This window comes from Caballeronia humi, assembly GCF_001544475.1.
GTDB classification, from domain to species: Bacteria; Pseudomonadota; Gammaproteobacteria; order Burkholderiales; family Burkholderiaceae; genus Caballeronia; species Caballeronia humi.
The window spans coordinates 149,510-168,078 of record NZ_FCNW02000007.1 but is presented as its reverse complement, the minus strand read 5'-3'; the positions used below and the strand labels follow the sequence as shown (position 1 = coordinate 168,078).

17 protein-coding genes and 1 pseudogene are annotated in these 18,569 nt (G+C 63.2%); 4 read left to right on the top strand and 14 right to left on the bottom strand.

All coding sequences use genetic code 11. The annotated features are described in order from the left end of the window. Positions 1-26: 26 nt before the first annotated feature. From AWB65_RS10680 to AWB65_RS10670, 3 genes are all read right to left on the bottom strand, one after another. On the bottom strand, positions 27-752 hold the full coding sequence (locus AWB65_RS10680) for an alpha/beta hydrolase (RefSeq protein WP_235007577.1): 726 nt from the start codon (positions 750-752) through the stop codon (positions 27-29). A gap of 152 nt (positions 753-904) precedes the next feature. Then, entirely contained in the window at positions 905-1,246 is a 342-nt protein-coding gene (locus AWB65_RS10675; RefSeq protein WP_087667118.1) for a DUF4148 domain-containing protein, read from the bottom strand. A 409-nt stretch (positions 1,247-1,655) separates the two neighbouring features. Next, positions 1,656-2,240 carry a PepSY domain-containing protein gene (locus AWB65_RS10670; protein ID WP_087667151.1) on the bottom strand — a complete coding sequence of 195 codons (585 nt, stop codon included), beginning with the start codon at positions 2,238-2,240 and terminating at the stop codon, positions 1,656-1,658. On the opposite strand from AWB65_RS10670, the pseudogene AWB65_RS10665 reads away from it, so the two are divergent. From AWB65_RS10665 to AWB65_RS10650, 4 genes and pseudogenes are all read left to right on the top strand, one after another. After that, a pseudogene (locus AWB65_RS10665) lies at positions 2,210-2,674 on the top strand (TonB-dependent receptor domain-containing protein); the annotation flags it as partial. The gene AWB65_RS10670 and the pseudogene AWB65_RS10665 overlap by 31 nt on opposite strands. A gap of 75 nt (positions 2,675-2,749) precedes the next feature. Beyond that, complete coding sequence (locus tag AWB65_RS10660; protein WP_087667116.1) at positions 2,750-3,658, top strand: LysR substrate-binding domain-containing protein; 909 nt, start codon at positions 2,750-2,752, stop codon at positions 3,656-3,658. A gap of 120 nt (positions 3,659-3,778) precedes the next feature. After that, positions 3,779-5,104: an MFS transporter gene (locus tag AWB65_RS10655; protein WP_087667115.1), complete on the top strand. Its 1,326-nt coding sequence runs from the start codon at positions 3,779-3,781 to the stop codon at positions 5,102-5,104. Positions 5,105-5,115: 11 nt separating this feature from the next. Further along, positions 5,116-6,348, top strand: a complete 1,233-nt coding sequence (locus AWB65_RS10650; protein ID WP_087667114.1) for a metal-dependent hydrolase family protein — start codon at positions 5,116-5,118, stop codon at positions 6,346-6,348. A gap of 38 nt (positions 6,349-6,386) precedes the next feature. Here the strand turns inward: AWB65_RS10650 and AWB65_RS10645 are convergent, their stop codons facing one another. From AWB65_RS10645 to AWB65_RS10595, 11 genes are all read right to left on the bottom strand, one after another. Next, positions 6,387-7,391 carry a transketolase family protein gene (locus AWB65_RS10645; RefSeq protein ID WP_087667113.1) on the bottom strand — a complete coding sequence of 335 codons (1,005 nt, stop codon included), beginning with the start codon at positions 7,389-7,391 and terminating at the stop codon, positions 6,387-6,389. Continuing rightward, positions 7,388-8,227 carry a transketolase gene (locus AWB65_RS10640; protein WP_087657050.1) on the bottom strand — a complete coding sequence of 280 codons (840 nt, stop codon included), beginning with the start codon at positions 8,225-8,227 and terminating at the stop codon, positions 7,388-7,390. Before AWB65_RS10640 ends, AWB65_RS10645 begins: the two co-directional genes overlap by 4 nt. A 24-nt stretch (positions 8,228-8,251) precedes the next feature. Next, entirely contained in the window at positions 8,252-9,580 is a 1,329-nt protein-coding gene (locus tag AWB65_RS10635; protein WP_087667112.1) for an MFS transporter, read from the bottom strand. Between the two features lie 132 nt (positions 9,581-9,712). Then, positions 9,713-10,462: an SDR family NAD(P)-dependent oxidoreductase gene (locus AWB65_RS10630; protein WP_087667111.1), complete on the bottom strand. Its 750-nt coding sequence runs from the start codon at positions 10,460-10,462 to the stop codon at positions 9,713-9,715. Between the two features lie 111 nt (positions 10,463-10,573). Further along, the gene (locus AWB65_RS10625) at positions 10,574-11,479 is read right to left on the bottom strand and encodes a LysR substrate-binding domain-containing protein (protein ID WP_087667110.1); all 906 of its coding nucleotides are present in this window, start codon (positions 11,477-11,479) and stop codon (positions 10,574-10,576) included. Positions 11,480-11,562: 83 nt separating this feature from the next. Further along, entirely contained in the window at positions 11,563-13,959 is a 2,397-nt protein-coding gene (locus AWB65_RS10620; RefSeq protein ID WP_087667109.1) for a penicillin-binding protein 1A, read from the bottom strand. Between the two features lie 70 nt (positions 13,960-14,029). Further along, the gene (locus tag AWB65_RS10615; protein ID WP_087667108.1) at positions 14,030-14,272 is read right to left on the bottom strand and encodes a hypothetical protein; all 243 of its coding nucleotides are present in this window, start codon (positions 14,270-14,272) and stop codon (positions 14,030-14,032) included. A gap of 129 nt (positions 14,273-14,401) precedes the next feature. Next, positions 14,402-15,787 carry a tripartite tricarboxylate transporter permease gene (locus tag AWB65_RS10610; RefSeq protein WP_087667107.1) on the bottom strand — a complete coding sequence of 462 codons (1,386 nt, stop codon included), beginning with the start codon at positions 15,785-15,787 and terminating at the stop codon, positions 14,402-14,404. Continuing rightward, on the bottom strand, positions 15,787-16,266 hold the full coding sequence (locus tag AWB65_RS10605; protein WP_087667106.1) for a hypothetical protein: 480 nt from the start codon (positions 16,264-16,266) through the stop codon (positions 15,787-15,789). Before AWB65_RS10605 ends, AWB65_RS10610 begins: the two co-directional genes overlap by 1 nt. A 52-nt stretch (positions 16,267-16,318) precedes the next feature. After that, on the bottom strand, positions 16,319-17,254 hold the full coding sequence (locus AWB65_RS10600) for a hydroxymethylglutaryl-CoA lyase (protein WP_235007575.1): 936 nt from the start codon (positions 17,252-17,254) through the stop codon (positions 16,319-16,321). Beyond that, positions 17,247-18,530 carry a hydroxymethylglutaryl-CoA reductase, degradative gene (locus AWB65_RS10595; RefSeq protein ID WP_087667105.1) on the bottom strand — a complete coding sequence of 428 codons (1,284 nt, stop codon included), beginning with the start codon at positions 18,528-18,530 and terminating at the stop codon, positions 17,247-17,249. The genes AWB65_RS10600 and AWB65_RS10595 overlap by 8 nt, the downstream gene beginning before the upstream one ends. Positions 18,531-18,569 lie beyond the last annotated feature (39 nt).

Genomic DNA, 18,569 nt, shown 5'->3' with positions numbered 1-18,569 from the left:
CAATGCCCGCGCCAGGTTAGCGAACGTTACTGCTGGGCATGCTTCGCCGCATCCTCGATCACAGCGGCGACCTGCTGCGGGTGCGACTCGTAGACCGAGTGACTCGCGCCCCGAATGACTGTCGTGTGACTATGCGCCCGCTCGTAGTACCAGCGTTCGAGATCGGGATTGATGATCTTGTCGCTGGCGGCGACGACGCCCCAACTGGGCTTCGTCGTCCACGCGGCGGCGGTCAGCGGCGTGCTGAACACTTTCGCCGCGGTCAGGATCTGGCCATGCGATTCGAATTGAGCTTGGCTAAGCGGCAGATCGGCCGCGAAGTCTTTCGGGAACACTGCGGGATTGAGGTACGTGTAGCCGTCAGCGGTCTTCTCGACGGCGCCCGCCTGTTTCGACGTATAGCTCGGCGTCTTCTTGCCGAGCGACCCTTCATCCTCGCCGACATTCGGCGCATGCGCTGCAACATACACGAGCCCGACGATCTTCGGATCAACGCCGGCTTCCGTGATCACCGAGCCGCCGTAACTGTGGCCGACGAGGATCGCCGGCCCGTCTTGCAGATCGATCACGCGCCTGGCTGCGGCGACGTCGTCTTCGAGCGAGGTCAGCGGTTCCTGCACGAGGCTGACGTGATAGCCGTCCTTGGTCAGGATGTCGTAGACCGGCTTCCAGCCCGATCCATCCACCCAGGCACCATGAACGAGCACGATGTTTTTGACAGGCCCGTGGGCCGGTTGAGCATCCTGCGCCATCGCGCCTGCAGATGCAAAGAAAGAAACAGACAAGGCGATAACCGATGCTGCGCGCGGCAAGAGGTTCACGGGTGACTCCAGAATGCTAAAGGGGTGAGACGCCAAAAATGCTGCGCACACGGCTCGTGCCGCAGCATCATGACCTGACCAACTCAGCTCCCGAAATACAGGTTGCAGAAGCTGGCCGGGCCGACGCATGCCGACTTCATGGCGACACGAGCAGGCTTGCCGGAAGCCGACGACGTATCCGCGACGCCGCCGTAGCTTTGCTTGCCTTGATCGTCCTGCCTGGAGATCTTTGCTTCAGCGGCTTGAATATCTTGCGGGTAGTAAGGGTCGCTGGCGAGCGACGGGTTGTAGCCGGCCTGCTCGACACGCACCAGATCAGCGCGGACTTCCGCACGCGTGACCGGATCGTTCGATTGCGCGAAGCTCACGGCGGGGGCGGCGAAAACGCCGGCGGCAACAGCGAGGCAAACGAAGAGGTTCTTCATGGCAGTCATACTCCTTAGATGGGTGGGCGATTCTTTTGTCGAACATCGGGTTTTAATGACACTGCAAACAAATCTGATGTCTTAGTGATGTGAACACCGCTAGCGATTCATCCATTCCACGCGTGCCAAAAATTTTTTGATTCGGGCTTTGCGGCTTGAAGCGTTACGGTGAATGCAGTCTAGGCCGAGGCCGATGCGAGACCAATCCCTACAAAGGCACGTTCTTGTGGAACGATCGTTGGATCAGCCGATACTTCGAGATGGATTGAGTGCAGGGTCGAGCGACCATGCACATGTAAAGAATCACGCCCGAGGATGAACGGATAAGCCGCGCGTCTTAGCGATCTATACGAAAGTATGGATCGCTTGTCCTGGTGAAAAGCGCGGCGACGATAACGTCGCCAAAGATTCAGGAAGTGATCGATCCTTGACGCGCGGTGCGAACGGGCGCCGCTGCCGCCCGACGACGCGCCGAGCGCTTACGCAGCCAGATCATGAGACCGGTCGCGCTAAGCACCGCGACCGCGACGCCTACCACGCTGATCAGAATGCGTCCGGGAAGTCCGATGATGCGTCCCGAGTGCAGCGGGAATTGCGCCTGCATGAAGATGTCGCCGGCGGAACCTCGGCCGGGAATGTTCGAGCCTGCCAGCTTGCCCGTGTTGGCGTTGTAGTAGAGCCACGCGTTGCCGAGGCCCACGTCGCCGTGATCGTGGCCCGGCGCGAAAAAGCCCACCGCGTATCCATGCAGCGGCGTCGCGTAAAACAGCGCACCAGGCGCCTCCGCAATCCCGTGCGCCTTGCCATCAACGACCGCCGTGGCGAGCACCTGTTCGCGCGTGAGCGGCACCGCGCCTGCTTCGGCCGAACGCGCGAGTTCGGGATTGGTGAGCAGCGTCGGCGCGAGCTTCGAGAACGTCGAAACGTGAACGGCAGATGCAGCGTGTAGTGGAGCTTGTAGATAACGTCTACGTGCAGGACGGCGAGTCGGTATTCCAGGGCATCGAAACGGGCGGCGATGTTCAGCTCGGTAAACTGGACGGTGGGCGGCAACCTGATGTGGATCGCGACACACTACGAGAAAGGCTCGACGAACAACGGAATCGCGTGGCGGGCGCGCCCGGCTTTGTCGCGGCGGCGCACGTGAATTACGCGGTGCCCTACGTGCCGGCCCTGCTGAGGATCGGCGCCGATGCCAAGTTCACCGGCAGTACGACGGTGCGTCCATCGGGCGACCTGAAGACGCCCGGCCACATGCTCGTGAACCTCGGCGCGACTTATGCGACGCGTATCGCCGGGCACGTTGTCGCGTTCCGCGCGGCGATCGACAATCTGACGAATCGCCGCTATTGGGAGTTCCAGTACGCGGATTACATCGCGCCGGGCGAGCCGCGTACGCTGTCGCTCAACGCACGACTGGATTTTTGATCATGCGATGAAGGCGCACGTGCGCGATCGGCCGACGTATATGATGTCCACGTCAGCCAGAAAGCGAGCAACGTCATGCGCATCACGCCCCTTCCCCCGCTTCAATGTCTCGTGGCATTTGAAGCCGCCGTCAGGCATTCGAGCTTTACCAAAGCCGCAAGCGAACTCCATCTCACGCAAAGCGCGATCAGCCGGCAGATACAGCAGCTAGAGGAATTCCTCGGGCGTTCGCTTTTCGTGCGCGAACACCGGTCGTTGCGTCTCACGATCGCCGGCGAAAGCTACGCGGCGCATGTGCAGTGGCTCCTCGCCAATTGCGCGGAGGCTACGCTAGAAGTCATGAAGCGCTATGGCGATCTCGAACTGACAGTCGCCTGTTCGTCGGGCGTCGCGGTGTTGTGGCTCACGCCGCGCCTGCCGCACTTTCGCACAGCCTATCCGAACATCAAGCTGCGCATGATCGTGCGTGATGGGCTTGCATCGCTGTCGCCCGCTGAATTCGACGTCGGCTTCTACTATGCCCGGCAGCACGTCGCGCCGCATTTCACCGCGCGCCGCATCTTCGACGAAGAAGTGTTTCCCGTCTGCTCGCCCGCCTACTTGCGCGGCCGCGTGCTGCGGCCCTCCGACCTCGCGAATGAAACGCTGCTGATACAGGAAGACGGCCAGCGACAGTGGATGTCGTGGCCCGAATGGCTCGCGCTCAATGACGTCGAGATGCAAAAGACACCGCAAGCCGTCACGATCAACCACTACCCGCAACTCGTACAGATGGCGATCCTCGGGCAAGGCATCGTGCTCGGATGGCGTCATATGATCGACGCCTGCATCGACGACGGCCTTCTCGTTCGGGCGACCCGCGAGTCGGCGAGTCACGGCGGAGGTTACTACATCGTGTCGCCGAACGATCGCGCGCAGAACCAGGCCGCACGTCTTTTCACGCGCTGGGTGTTCGAACAGGCGCAGACGCCGGCAGCAAGCTGAACGCCTTCGCATGCGCTGTACGCATGCAAGCATGCGAATCTTTCGTTTCAGAAATAAATCGATGCTCTTCTAGCATGTGAGTCATACGTCGCAGCTCCATCTGACCCAAGGAACGACATCATGCAGGGAACGCTTTCACCGCACGCGGCCTTATCCGTCGAAACGCTCGCACAGCAGCGGCGGCGAGCCATTATCGCCACCGTCCTCGGCAACGGCCTCGAATGGTTCGACTTCACCGTCTACAGCTTCTTCGCGGTGATCATCGCGAAGCTGTTCTTCCCGACCGGCAACGAACTCACATCGCTGCTGCTCGCGGTGGCGACCTTCGGCGTCGGCTTCTTCATGCGTCCGGTGGGCGGCATCGTGCTCGGCATCTACTCCGACAAGATCGGCCGCAAGGCAGCGCTTTCGCTCACCATCCTGCTGATGGCGTTCGGCACGGCGATCATCGGACTGGCGCCTACGTATGAACAAATCGGCGTGGCGGCGCCGCTGCTGATCGTGGTCGCCCGGCTGCTGCAGGGATTTTCCGCCGGCGGCGAGATGGGCGGCGCAACCGCCTTCCTGACCGAGTATGCCCCGCCTGAAAAGCGCGCTTACTACTCGAGCTGGATTCAGGCGAGCATCGGCTTCGCGGTGCTGCTCGGCGCGGCGGTGGGTACGTTCGTCACGTCTTCGCTCGATACCGAATCGCTCAATCGCTGGGGCTGGCGCCTGCCGTTCCTGCTCGGCATCCTGATCGGACCAGTGGGCTATTACATTCGCAGCCGCATGGACGAAACGCCCGCGTACAGCGCGGTCTCCGAGGAAGCGAAGGCCAAGTCGCCGCTCAAGGAAGTGCTCGCCGATTTTCCGCGCGAAACCTTCGCCAGCTTTTCGATGGTGATCCTGTGGACGGTCTGCACCTACGTGCTGCTCTTCTACATGCCGACGTATTCGGTGCGCACGCTGCATCTGCCGCAATCGACGGGCTTCATCGCCGGCATGATGGGCGGGCTCATGATCATGTGTTGCTCGCCCGTGATCGGCAAGCTCGCCGATACGCACGGCCGCCGCATCTTCCTTTCAGGCGCTGCGCTTGCGATCCTGCTGATCGCGTATCCGATGTTCGCGTGGATCAACCATGCCCCGAGCCTCGGATCGCTGCTCGTGTTCCAGGCGGTCTTCGGCGTGCTGATCGCAGCCTACACCGGTCCGATTCTCGCCGCATTCTCCGAGCTGTTCCCGACCAAGGTGCTCTCGACCGGCCTCTCCGTCGCCTACAACTTCGCCGTGACGATCTTCGGCGGCTTCGCGCCGTTCTTCATCACGTGGCTCATCGCGCGTACCGGCAGCAACATGGCGCCCGCGTTCTACGTGATGATCGCCGCGGCCATCAGCCTTGCCGGCACGTTCTATGTGAAGGACGTGAAGCACATGAAGCGCACGTCTGCTTCGATTCGATAAGGAACCAAGCAATGACCATCACCGTGATTCAGGGCGGCAACGTACTCGACCTCGCACAAGGCGTCTTGCTCGATCATCATCATGTCGTGATCGAAGACGGCATCATCGTCGACGTGACCGATCGCAATGTCGATCTGCCGGGCGCGCGTGTCATCGATGCGCGCGGCAAGACCGTGATGCCGGGCTTCATCGACTGCCACGTCCACGTGCTCGCGTCGAATGCGAATCTCGGCACGAACGCAGCGCAGCCGAACATCCTCGCCGCGATCCGCGCGCTGCCTATTCTCGACGCGATGCTCTCGCGCGGCTTCACGAGCGTGCGCGATGCGGGCGGCGCAGACTGGGCGTTAATGCAGGCCGTCGAAACGGGGCTCGTGCCGGGCCCGCGCATTTTTCCGTCAGGCAAAGCGCTTTCGCAGACGGGCGGCCACGGCGACTTCCGTCCGCGTGGCGATCTGCTCGAACCGTGTTCGTGCTGCTTCAGGGCGGGTGCGATCGCGCGCGTGGTCGACGGCGTCGATGCCGTGCGGCTCGCGGTGCGTGAAGAGATCCAGAAGGGCGCGACGCAGATCAAGATCATGGCTTCCGGCGGCGTGGCGTCGCCTACCGATCCCATCGCCAATACGCAGTATTCGGAGGATGAGATCCGCGCGATCGTCCAGGAGGCGGAAGCGGCCAACACGTATGTGATGGCGCATGCGTACACGGGTCGCTCCATCGCGCGCGCCGTGCGTTGCGGCGTGCGGACGATCGAACATGGCAACCTCGTCGATGAAGCGGCTGCGCAAGTCATGAAAGAACATGGAGCGTTTGTCGTGCCGACGCTCGTCACCTACGATGCGCTGGCGAAGCACGGCGCGCAGTACGGCATGCCGCCGGATTCGATTGCGAAGGTCGCATCGGTGCAGCAGGCGGCGCGTGAGTCGCTGGAGATTTACGCGCGTGCAGGCGTGGCGATGGGTTTCGGTTCGGACCTGCTCGGCGAGATGCACGCGTTTCAGTGCGGCGAGTTCAAGATCCGCGCCGATGTGCTCGGCAATCTCGAAGCGCTGCGCAGCGCGACGACGGTCGCGGCGGACATCGTCGATATGCGCGGCAAGCTTGGGACGATCGCAGTGGGTGCCATCGCCGATGTGCTGGTCGTCGATGGCAATCCGCTGGCCGATATCAATGTCGTTGCGGGACAAGGCGAACGCATCGAGTATGTGTTGCAGCGGGGTGAAGTGGTGAAGGCCAACGCCTGAAAAAAAGGCGGTGCCGTCGAAAGCACCGCCCGCTTGGCTTACCCGAGCCAGCCCTTTATCGTCGTCGCCATCACACTGGTCGAGATGCCGTAGCGATCATGCAAAGTGGGCAACGCGCCCGCTGCGAGGAACTCATCGGGCAATGCGATCTGCCGGTACATCGGCGTGACGCCCGCCGTGAGCAGCGTCGTCGCGACGGCTTCGCCGAGACCGCCGATCGTCGAGTGGTTCTCGGCGACCACCACCATGCGCCCCGTGCGTCTGGCTTCACGCAAGATCGTCTCCGTGTCGAGCGGCTTGATGGTCGGTACGTGCAGCACGCCCACGCCGACGTTGTCCGCTTCCAGCGCCTTCGCCACTTCCAGTGCACGCATCGTCATGATGCCCGAGGCGATGATCAGCACCTCCGCGCCGTCGCGCAGAAGCTTCGCCTTGCCCAGTTCGAACTTGTAGTCGTATTCGTCGAGCACGGCGGGGACGTTGCCGCGCAAGAGGCGCGCATACACCGGCCCCTTGTGCGCGGAGATCGCGGCGACCATCTGCTCGGTATCGAGCGCGTCGCATGGGTCGATCACGGTCATGTTCGGCATCGCGCGCATCAAGGCGAGATCTTCCGCCGCTTGGTGGCTCGGACCGTAGCCGGTCGTGAGTCCGGGCAACGCGCAGACGATCTTCACATCGAGGTTGTCTTCGGCGATCGCCTGATGCATGAAGTCATAAGCGCGGCGAGTCGCGAACACGGCATACGTCGTGACGAACGGCTGTGCGCCTTCGTGTGCGAGACCCGCAGCCGCGCCCATCAGCAACTGCTCGGCCATGCCCATCTGATAGTAACGTTCAGGAAATTCCTTCGCGAAGATATGCAGGTCGGTGTACTTGCCGAGATCGGCAGTCATGCCGACCACGTTCGTCTTTTCGCGGGCGAGTTGCGCCAGCGCGTGACCGAACGGCGCGGAACGCGTGACCTGTCCTTCGCCCGCGATCGATGCGATCATCGCGGAGGTCTTCAAACGCGGCTTCTTGGTGATGGTGGTATCGCTCATGCTTGTCTCCCTGCTTCGAGTGCGGCGAGCGCCAGTTGCCATTCGTGGGCATCGACGCGGATAAAGTGGTTCTTCTCACGTTCTTCGAGGAACGGCACGCCGCAACCCATGCGCGTATCGCAGACGATGATGCGCGGCTGCGGCTTCGGATGATTGCGTGCGTTGTCGAAGGCGGCCTTCACGGCATCGATGTCGTTGCCGACCACGCGTTGCGTGTACCAGCCGAACGCTTCGAGCTTTTCGACGAGCGGTTCGAACTGCATGATCTGCGTCGAAGGTCCGTCGGCCTGCTGGTTGTTCACGTCGACAATGGCGATCAGGTTGTCGAGCTTCCAGTGCGCCGCCGACATGATCCCTTCCCAGATCGCGCCTTCATCGAGTTCGCCGTCGGAGAAGAGCGTGTAGACGAATGCGTCCGAGCCTTTGCGCTTGAGTCCGAGACAGCGGCCCACTGCAATCGTGAGGCCGTGCCCAAGCGAGCCGCCCGACATCTCCATGCCCGGCGTGTAGCTCGCCATCCCGGACATCGGCAGGCGGCTGTCATCGCTGCCGTAGGTTTCGAGTTCCTCGGCGGGCAGGATGCCGGCTTCGAGCAGCGCCGCATAAAGCGCAATTGCATAGTGGCCGTTGGAAAGCAGAAAGCGGTCGCGGCCTTCCCAGTGCGGGTCCGCGGGCTGGTAGCGCATCGCGCCGAAGTACGCGACGGCCAGCACGTCGGCGATATCGAGCGCTTGACCGATGTAGCCCTGCCCCTGCACTTCGCCCATCAAGAGGGCATTCCTGCGAATCCGATAGGCGCGCTCGGCGAGCGGCACCGCAGATGACGGTGTGTTCATGGTGTCTCCTTGGATTGACGTTGATTAGCGATTGACGGATTTCGCCGGCACGAGGAAAACGAGCCCTGCCCCCAGCACGATGGCAACAGAGATGAAGATCAGCCCGGCCGTCGACTTGCCGGTGAAGTCGTTCAGCCAGCCGACGATGGCCGGTGAGAAGAAGCCCGCGAGATTGGCGAAGCAGTTCACCGCGGCGATGCCTGCCGCGGCCGACATGCCGCCGAGCAATGCGGTCGGCAGCGACCAGAACTGCGACGATGAAGCGAGGATGCCCGCCGCAGCCACGCTGACACACACCAGCGACGCGCCGACTCCACCGAGCATCGGAAGCGTGGCGAAGCCTGCTGCGGCGACGAGCATCGGGATCGCCAGATGCAGGCGGCGTTCACGATGACGGTCCGCGCTTGCACCGACGAGCGGCAACGCGATGATGGCGCACAGGTAGGGAATCGCGGTGAAGATACCCACCCACAGCGGATCAGCGACGCCTGACTTGCGGATGATCGTCGGCAGCCAGAACGTGAGGCCGTATTGACCGAGCACGACGCAGAAGTAAATCGAAGCCATCAACCACAGACGACGATCGCCGATGAACGAACCGATCGAAACGTGCGACACCTTGTGTGCGTTGTCGTTGGCGACGTTGCGGGCGAGCAGGGCCTTTTCGGCATCGGTGAGCCATTTCGCGGAAGCAATGCCGTTGTCGAGATAGAACAGGATCGCGACACCGAGCACGAGCGAGGGCAGCGCTTCGAGAATGAACAGCCACTTCCAGCCCGACAGGCCGTGCGCGCCCTGGAACGCATGCATGATGTAACCCGACAACGGTCCACCGATCATGCCCGCAAGCGGAATCGCCATGAAGAAGAGCGAGAGCGCCTTGGCGCGCCGTGCCGCAGGGAACCAGTACGTCAGGTAAAGAATGACGCCCGGTGCGAACCCCGCCTCGGCCACGCCCAACAGAAAGCGCAGCACATAGAACGTAGTGGGCGTCTGCACGAAGGCGAAGCACGCTGAAATGACCGCCCACGTCAGCATGATGCGAGCGAGCCAGTTGCGCGCGCCGACCTTGTGAAGCAGCAGGTTGCTCGGCACCTCGAAGATGAAGTAACCGAGAAAGAAGATGCCGGCGCCGACGCCGTAGATGGTTTCGCTGAAGCGCAAGTCGCTGAGCATCTGCAACTTCGCAAAGCCCACGTTCACGCGATCCAGATAGGCGCCGAGATAGCAGAGCATCAGGAACGGGATCAGGCGCCGTCCGACCTTGGCGTAGGTTTTAGATTCGAAGCTCGCCGAATCGGCGTGCGTCATCATCTCGGCCGTCACCGACGGCGCTGTGGATTTGGTTTTCATGCTTGTCTCCTGTCGACCAGAGCTGGCGCTTTAGTGCCTTACTCTGGTCCCATGCTGGTTTATCGCAACCATGTCGCCCCGGGTGGTGCCCGGGTGCATTGGCGTTCGTTGCGGAACGCGACGAATATTCACTCAGTGAATCAGCATCCCGCCGTTGACGTCGAGCGTGATGCCCGTGAGATACGTCGAGAGGTCGCTCGTGAGGAACAGACACGCGTTCGCGACATCGTTCGCGTCGCCGAGACGACCGAGCGGAATGCCCTTGATGATGTCGGTGCGCATCTCCGGCGTGAGCTTGTCGCCGGTGATGTCGGTCTGGATGAGGCCCGGTGTGATCGAGTTGACGCGGATGCTGTCCGCGCCGAGTTCACGCGCCATCGCACGGGCAAGGCCGAGCACGCCTGCCTTGGCGGCGCTGTAATGCGGGCCGCCGAAGATGCCGCCGCCGCGTTGCGCGGATACCGACGACATGCACACGATGCTCCCGCTCTTCTGCTCACGCATCTGCGGAATCACCGCTTGCGACATGTAGAGCGTGCCACGCAGGTTCACGTCGACGACAGCATCGAAGTTAGCCGCTTCGATATCCATCGTCTTGAGCGGCTGCGTGATGCCGGCGTTGTTGATGAGCGCGTCAATGCGGCCGTATTTTTCGAGCACGGCGGTCGCCGCCGCAATGCAGGCCTTCTTGTCGGTCACATCGCAGGCGAGGCCCAGGTGGCCTTCGCCGAGATCGCTGGCGGCGCTCTCTGCATCTTCGAGTCGCAGGTCGAGGATCACGACGCGCGCGCCTTGTGCGGCCAGCGCCTTCGCGGTCGCCCGGCCGATGCCGCGCGGCGATGCTGCGCCGGTTACGAGTACCACTTTGCTGTTGAGCAACATGTTGTCTCCATTGATCGTTGGGTTGGTGTAGGCGCAGTTTCGGCGCAAGCACCAACGCGATCAACGCAGATTGGCTCAGCTATCGTTGAAAAATTTTCAGGTGTCGGCGGATCATCGGGCCTGATGTTGCGTCGCGCCGCGCGCAGCCTGGTTCTCGGCCCATGCAAGGAACCGGGCGACACGCGGCAGATCCGCGTTCTGGGAAGGGTAAACGAGGTGATGCGCACCGACCTCCACCGCGAAGCTGCGATCGAAGACCGGCACGAGCGAACCGCGTTCGAGATGGACCGACGCGAGCATCGTGCTTTCGAGCGCGATGCCGTGACCGAGCGCCGCCGCTTCGAGCGACATGTACGAGCGGTCGAAGGAGAAGTCAAACGCCTTGCGGGTCACCGCGACGCCGAACTTGCCGAACCATTGCTGCCACTGCACGAGCGGCGTTTCAGAAAAGATCAGGCGCCGTTCGAGCAGGTCGTCAGGCTTGTTCACGGGAAAGCGTTCGAGATAATCCTTCGACGCAAGCGGCGCGATGTATTCATTTCGCAGCGTCTTTACGTGAACATCGGTCCAGTGTGCGTAGCCGTGGCGGATATCGACGTCGTAGTAGCCCGACGTGAACGACACATCTTCATACGAACACGCGAGGTTCAACTGGATATCGCCATTGGCTTCCTGAAACGAGGCGAGCCGTGGCAGCAGCCACATCAGGCCGAAGCTCGGGCTCGAATGAATGCGCAGGATTTCGACGCCCGTTTGCGATGATGCGCGCTCCGTCGCGCGGCTGAGATCCGCGAGCGACCCAGTGACATCGGCGAGATATTGCTGGCCTGTGGGCGTCAGGACGAGACCGCGTCCGAGTCGCGTGAACAGGGCCCGGCCGACCGCCGATTCGAGATTCGCAATCTGATGGCTGACTGCGGAAGGCGTGAGGCCGAGCTCGTCGGCCGCCCGGTTGACGCTCTTCGTGCGCGCGACACTTTCGAATGCGATGATGGCTTTGAGCGGTGGAATGCGCATTGTCGTTCAACACCTGGTTCGCAAAGGTGGCCGGCTGGCGGGCTTCGAACGCTAGTGTATCGCTGCATGCGCATTTATCGCGCTCATGGTGTTTCGGGTGCGCTTGCGGGTGGTTCTATCGAAGGTACTGCAAGCGCTTCTGCGGGCGCGCTGGCAGCCTCGGTCACTTCAGGCATCGATGGAATGATCGGCGGCATTCCAGGCGCCTCTGAAGGCGCTTCCTGCTGAACGACCGGCGCATGACGCACCGGAGATCGCGCCTTCGCCTGGGGTGCCGCAGGCGCCGGCTTCGCGGGAAACAGCTTGTCGAACCACGCGCGCGCATCGGCGCTCCACGCGCTGAACATCCCATGCGGCTCTTCCTTCACGAAGCGCACCCGCTGGTCGATCAGGCGCGAGCGCAACGAGCGCTGGAAGAAATCGCCGACAATCGGCAGCGCACTATGCGCGCCCTGCCCCCAGTAGTCGCTGCGCAGCGTGACGCGGCTATCGTTGAAGCCAACCCACGCGCCCGCCACGAGTTGCGGATGCATCAGGATGAACCAGCCGTCGGCGTTGTCCTGCGTCGTGCCGGTCTTGCCCGCCACGTCGCCGCGTATGCCAAATCGGCTGCGAATGCTCGTGCCCGTCCCGCGATTGATCACGTCGCGCATCACGTCGAGCAGTTCCTGAGCGGCTTCCGCGGACAACACCTGCTCGGGTTTCGTGGGCTCGAATTGCGCCAGCACCTCGCCCTTGCGATCTTCGATGCGCGTCACCAGCACCGGCTCGATGCGGCCGCCGCCGTTCGCGATCGTCCCGTATGCCGCGACCATTTCCCTGAGCGTCACCGGGCTCGTGCCGAGCGCAAGCGACGGCACCACGTCGAGCCTGCTGTCACGCACACCCATCGCACGCGCGAGTCTCGCGACCTTCGCCGGCCCGACGTTCTGCATCAGTTGCGCGGTGATGCGATTCTTCGAATACGCGATGCCGTCGCGCAGCGTGACGGGCCGGCCGCTCGGCGGCGCATCGTCGGTGGGACGCCAGATTTCGCCGCCCGCGAGCGGTATCTCAACCGCCTGATCGATCAGCGTGTCTTCAGGCTTCGATCCTTGCGCGAAGGCCGCGCCATAGACGAACGGTTTGAAGGTCGAACCGGGCTGACGGCGCGCCTGCGAAACGTGATCGAACGGGTCTTGGCTAAAGTCGCGGCTTCCGACCCATGCCCTGATCTGTCCATTGCGCGGGTCCAGTGCGAGGAAGCCCGCCTGCATGCGCGTCTTGTTTTCACATAGCGTGCGCATGAAGCCGCGGTCGGAGGCGAAGCGTTTCATCGCGTCGTCTTCGGTAAGGCCCGTGTCGCGCGCCGCGCGATACTCGGGCGTCTCGCGCACGAACGCATGCACGAGGTCCGCGTTGCCAGCGTTGCATCCCGCATGCGCGCCCCATGCCGCGTTTGCGATCGACTGCAGCTGATTGCCCTGCCACACGACGGCCTGCGTCGCCATCGCCTGCAAGCGCGAATCGATGGTCGTGCGCACGACGAGCCCATCGGAATAGATGTTGTAGTCGTTGTCGTCCGCCCAGGCGATCAGCCACTTGCGCAACTGCTGCGCGAAATGCGGCGCGCGGCCGGGTGCTTCCAGTTGCCGCTCGAAATCGACGCGCAACGGCCGGCGCTTCAGTGACTCATATGCGGACGGCGCGAGATGGCCGAACTTGACCATCTGCGCGAGCACGATGTTGCGTCGCTGTAGCGCACGCTCGGGATTGATCACGGGGTTGTAGTAACTGTTGCCCTTGAGCATGCCGATGAGCGTCGCGCTCTCGGTGACGTCGAGCTTTCCGGCGGACTTGTCGAAGTACGTGCGCGCCGCCATCTCGATGCCATACGCGTTGTAGAGGAACGGCACAGTGTTGAGATACGTCTCGAGGATCTCTTCCTTCGTATAGACGGCTTCGATCTTGAACGCCGTGATCGCTTCCTTCACCTTGCGCGTGATGGTCTGCGAGCGGCCGATGTCGTCGGGATAGAGATTGCGCGCGAGTTGCTGCGTGATCGTCGAACCGCCCTGACGGTTGCCCGAGAACGTATGCAGCGCCGCCGATGCGGTGCGACGGAAGTCGAGCCCGTGATGCTGATAGAAGCGATGGTCTTCGGTCGCGACGAGCGCATCGACCACGTGCGGCGAGACATCGGCGAGCTTGACCCACTCGCGGTTCGTGGGCCTGAACTCGGCGAGCAGCTTGCCATCGGAGGAGAGAATCTGCGCGGGCTGCTCGACCTTCGCCTTGCGAAGATCGCCGATGCCCGGCGTGAACGGAATCAGGACCAGCACATAGAGCAGCACGAGCGCCGGTACGGCGCCTGCCGTCCAGGCGAAGTCGCGTCGCGTGGGACGCCTCAGGCGCGCCAGTGCGCGGGCGGCGTGGGGCTTGATGCGGGCGATGGACCGTACAAAAAGGTCTCGAACAACGGATACGTCTGCGTGCTTCACACTGGCATACCGGCAACTGAGAAAGGCTGCATGCTACCAAACGATCGCACGCGAGCCGTTCTTCATGGATTCATCGTCCGGCGCCGCAATCGAGAATGGCAAGCAGCGCATCCACCTGCCGCAGATGCGCCCTCGATAAGTGCTGAACGCTCATTAGTTGATTCAGGCGGCGCCGCCAGTACTCGGCGCCGAGCGCGGGATTGCCGGATTGATCGCCGAGCGAGCGCAGCATGGCCGAGCGGACGTGCCGGATATCCGCATCGATAATCGCCATTTCGTAGGCACCCGCAGGCATGTCGTTGTCGTGTTCCATGCCCTTGTTTACGGCCGATGCAGTCCAAAAGTTGAGACTTAAGATCGGTGATGTTCGTTATCGCACGGCCGTTATATTCGAGCATCTTTTGTCCACAGCTTGCGCGACGACTGCAGCGCAAGCCGCGCTTCACCCTCCAATCACCTTGATCAACGCAGGCACGCTGAGCACGGCCGTGTAGTAGCCCATGAACTGCACGCCGGTATTGAACCCGAAGTTGCGCGACAGCAAGCCGCCGAGCAGGCCCACCGTCAGGATCACCAGCAGGCCGAGCAGTTGCCCTTCCCACACGCTGATCACGACGATCAGCCCGACGAACGTCGCGATGATCGCTTCGTGGCTCAGCTTGCGCGCGACGAACGACGCGGCGCGATGCGCGTAATGCATCGACAGCGGGTACGCGATCAGCGCGGCCAGCACGACGGCGAGCAAACCATAACCGAGGAACTCCCAGGTCGTCATCAGCGTGTGCAGGTTGTTGATCTGCCCGGTCGCCGAATCGACGAAGAAGCGCGGCGGTGCGTTGAACAACGGCGCGGCGGGACCGGCGGCCACCGGGCTCAGCGGCAAGCCGAACGCGATCAGCGGAATCAGCGCCTCGGCGATATACGTCGCTTCGGTCACGCCATTGCGTGCGGAAATCACGGTGGTGAGCCGGTGATACGCATGCTTCACACGCGACCCGACGAGCTCGCCGAGCACGACCGTCATCGCGACCGGGCTGAATACGAACGTCGCGCTCGAGATCGCGGCAGTCGCGGCGACCCAGCCGCGCTGCTGTTTGTCGAGCACCTTCAGCGGGTTCGGAAAGTAGCCGCTCCAGCTCTTCACATCCGGGGCGAGCGAGAACGTGCGCACGCGCTCGCGCTTCATACGGGCACGGTCGGCGGGAGAGAGGATCGAGAACAGGTCGGCGATCAACGGTCCGATTGCGATGCCGAGAAAGTAGCTCACGCTCAGCTTCACGCCATACTTGCCGGTGAGCGCCTGCAAGCCGACGATCACCAGCACGAACGGCACGAGCAGCAGCACCGACGCCCAGCGTCCCGACGAGAAGTACGCAATAGCAAGCGCCGCCGCGAGAAAGACCCACGACGCGGCCTTAGTGATCGTCGGACCGAACGGCGCGAGCAGCACGGCGAAGAGCACGGCGAGCGGCACCGCGACGAACGCCGCGACGATCGCGCCGGAGATCATCTTGCGCAACGCGATGTGCGGCACGCCGAGATTGCGCAGCATCGTCGCTTGCTGAAGGAGCGGCGTGGCAAGTGTGTCGCCGGGAATGCCGAGCAGCGCGGTCGGGATCGCGTGCGTCATGTGCTTCGACACGGCGCCCGCCATGAAGAACGAAAACACGCCGACGGGCGGCACGCCGAGCAGCACCACGAGCAACGTGAGCGGCGCGAGCGTGGTGGTCTCGTCGGTGCCCGAGATGAGGCCGATGCCCGAGAAGACGATCGCGCCGATCAAACCCATCGAGAGCGCGACGATGAATTGCGAAAGCAGATGTTCCATCAGATCACTCCTTCGCGGCTGGCGTGAAGAACGGGCGTTTTCGTATCGGGCGCCACGTCGTGTTTTTCGTAATCGGCGAAGAGGTCGTACAGGCCGAGTTCCTTCATCTCGGCTACAACCGCAGGCGGCAGGTCCGCCACGCGCCCCAGGCCGCCCGCTTCCGCCGCGAGTTGCGCCAGTACTTCCTCGCGTCCGCCCGTGCCGATCGCTTCCTCTATCACCTCGCGTTTCGGCTTGAAAAGCCTCGCGCAGATGACGCCCGCGACAAGGCAGCCGCCGAGGCCGACGAGCATCGCGTAGGCGCGCGCCATCGCCGGATCGTGGACGTATGCCGCGAGCACGCGGCTCGCCACGAAAAACGCCCCAAGGCTCACCACGATGCCGATCGCGACCGACCACGCGAGATGCCGCGTATCGACGGTATCGCCCCATATCTCGACGAGCTGATAGCCGTCTTGCCTGACCCTGCGCTGTTCCATCGTCTCCTCCTTGTGGAGTTATCGGTGCCCGCGAAGACGCGGGCTTTTGTCTTCAAGTACCGCACGTCTCACGATGGCGCTTTCCTTCGATCGCACGCGCGACACGCGACGACGTCTCGCGCTTTAACGCCTGCGAAATGAACGCGCCGGCATCGGCGAGCTTGTACAGATCGATGCCGGTTTCGATACCCATCCCCTCGCACAGGTAGACGACGTCCTCCGTCGCGACGTTGCCCGTCGCCCCCGGCGAATACGGACAGCCGCCGATGCCGGAAACCGAGCTGTCGAACGTCGCGACACCGCGTGCGAGCGCCGCGGCCACATTGGCAATCGCCATGCCCCACGTATCGTGGAAATGCCCAGCCAGCGCTGTCACTGGAATGCTTTCCATGCACGCATCGATCAGCGCTTTTGTCTTGTGCGGCGTGCCCGCGCCGATCGTGTCGCCGAGGCTGATCTCGTAGCATCCCATCTCGAAGAGACGCCGCGCGACGCGCGCGACCGCATGCGGATCGATCGCGCCTTCGAACGGACAGCCGAGCACGCACGACACGTAGCCGCGCACCCGCACGTCCGCTTCGCGCGCCGCCGCGATCACCGGCGCAAAGCGCGCGAGGCTTTCATCGATCGAGCAATTGATGTTCTTCTGCGAGAACGTCTCCGATGCTGCCGCGAACACCGCTACCTCTTCGACGCCCGCTTGCAGCGCCGCTTCGAGTCCCTTCATGTTGGGCACGAGCGCGGCGAGCGTCACGCCTTCGCGGCGACCGATGCGCGCGAGCACATCGGCGCCGTCGGCCATCTGCGGCACCCACTTCGGTGAGTCGAACGAAGCGGCCTCGACATACGTGACGCCCGCATCGATCAGGCGCTCGATCAAGCCGACCTTCACCTCGGCCGATACTGGCGACGGCTCGTTCTGCAAGCCATCGCGCGGACCGACTTCGACGATGCACACGCGCGCAGGCATCAACGCGGCATCACGCATCGCGCGGCCCCTGCAGCAGGCTCATGCCATAGTCGACGCTCACGTTCTTCGCGGCCACCATCTTCCTGACGACCCAGTCGACGTCGCCGCCCGTCGCGCCCGCCGCGAGCGCGATGTTGCGCGCGTGCAGCGCCATGTGGCCGCGCTGGATGCCTTCGGTCGAGAGCGCGCGCAACGCGCCCATGTTCTGCGCGAGCCCGACTGCAACCGCGATCTCGCCGAGCGCCTGCGCCGACTTCACGTCCATGATCTTCAGTGCGAGGCGCGCGAGCGGATGCGTCTTGGTCGCGCCGCCGACGAGTCCGACCGGCATCGGCATCTCGATCGTGCCGACGAGGTCGCCGTTGTTCGCCACTTCCCACGTCGTGAGCGACGTGTAGCGCCCATTGCGGCTCGCGTATGCATGCGCACCCGCCTCGACCGCGCGCCAGTCGTTGCCCGTCGCGACGATCACGGGATCGATGCCGTTCATGATGCCCTTGTTGTGCGTCGCCGCGCGATACGGATCGATCGCCGCGAAGAGGCACGCATCGACGACGCCCGCAATCACGTCTTCGCCCGAATACTCTTTCGTCTTCAGTGTCTCGGCCGAATAGCGGACCTGGGCGCGCGCAAGGCGCAAGTCGGCGAGATTCGACAGGATGCGCAGCCGCACCTTGCCGCCCGTGATTTCCTCGATGCGTCCCGCCACCGACTCCGCCATCGTGTTGACCGTGTTCGCGCCCATCGCGTCGCGCACGTCGACGATCAGATGCGCGACCACCATCGCGCCACGCGGTGTGTCGGGAAACACGTGCACTTCGATGTCGCGGCAGCCGCCCCCGAGCCCGATCAGCACCTTGTCGCGGGCGTTCGCGAGTTCGACGAGTTCATCGCGATGCTTGAGGATCGACAGGCGCGCGCCGTACGGGTCCGTCACGCCGATCACCTGCACCTGCGCGCGCATCAGCGGGCCGGTGCTCGATGTGCGAAAGCCGCCGGCCTCCCGCGACAGCTTCGCCATATACGACGCCGCCGCGACGATCGACGGCTCTTCGACCGCCATCGGCACGAGCACGTCGCGGCCGTTGATCTGAAAGTAGCCGGCGACAGCCATCGGCAATTCGAACGTACCGATCACGTTCTCGATCATGCCGTTCGCCGTCTCGAGCGATAGCGCGCCGGGCTTCGCCAGCAGCGCATGTTCGGCATCGTCCAGTTCGACGGCGCGCGCGATGTGCCCGAGTCGTTCCGCAGGCGACATCGCCCGGAAGTTCGGCAGCTTCGAATCGATCATGTGTCTTCCTCTCCTGATTTTGGGCGCCGTGCCGGCGGG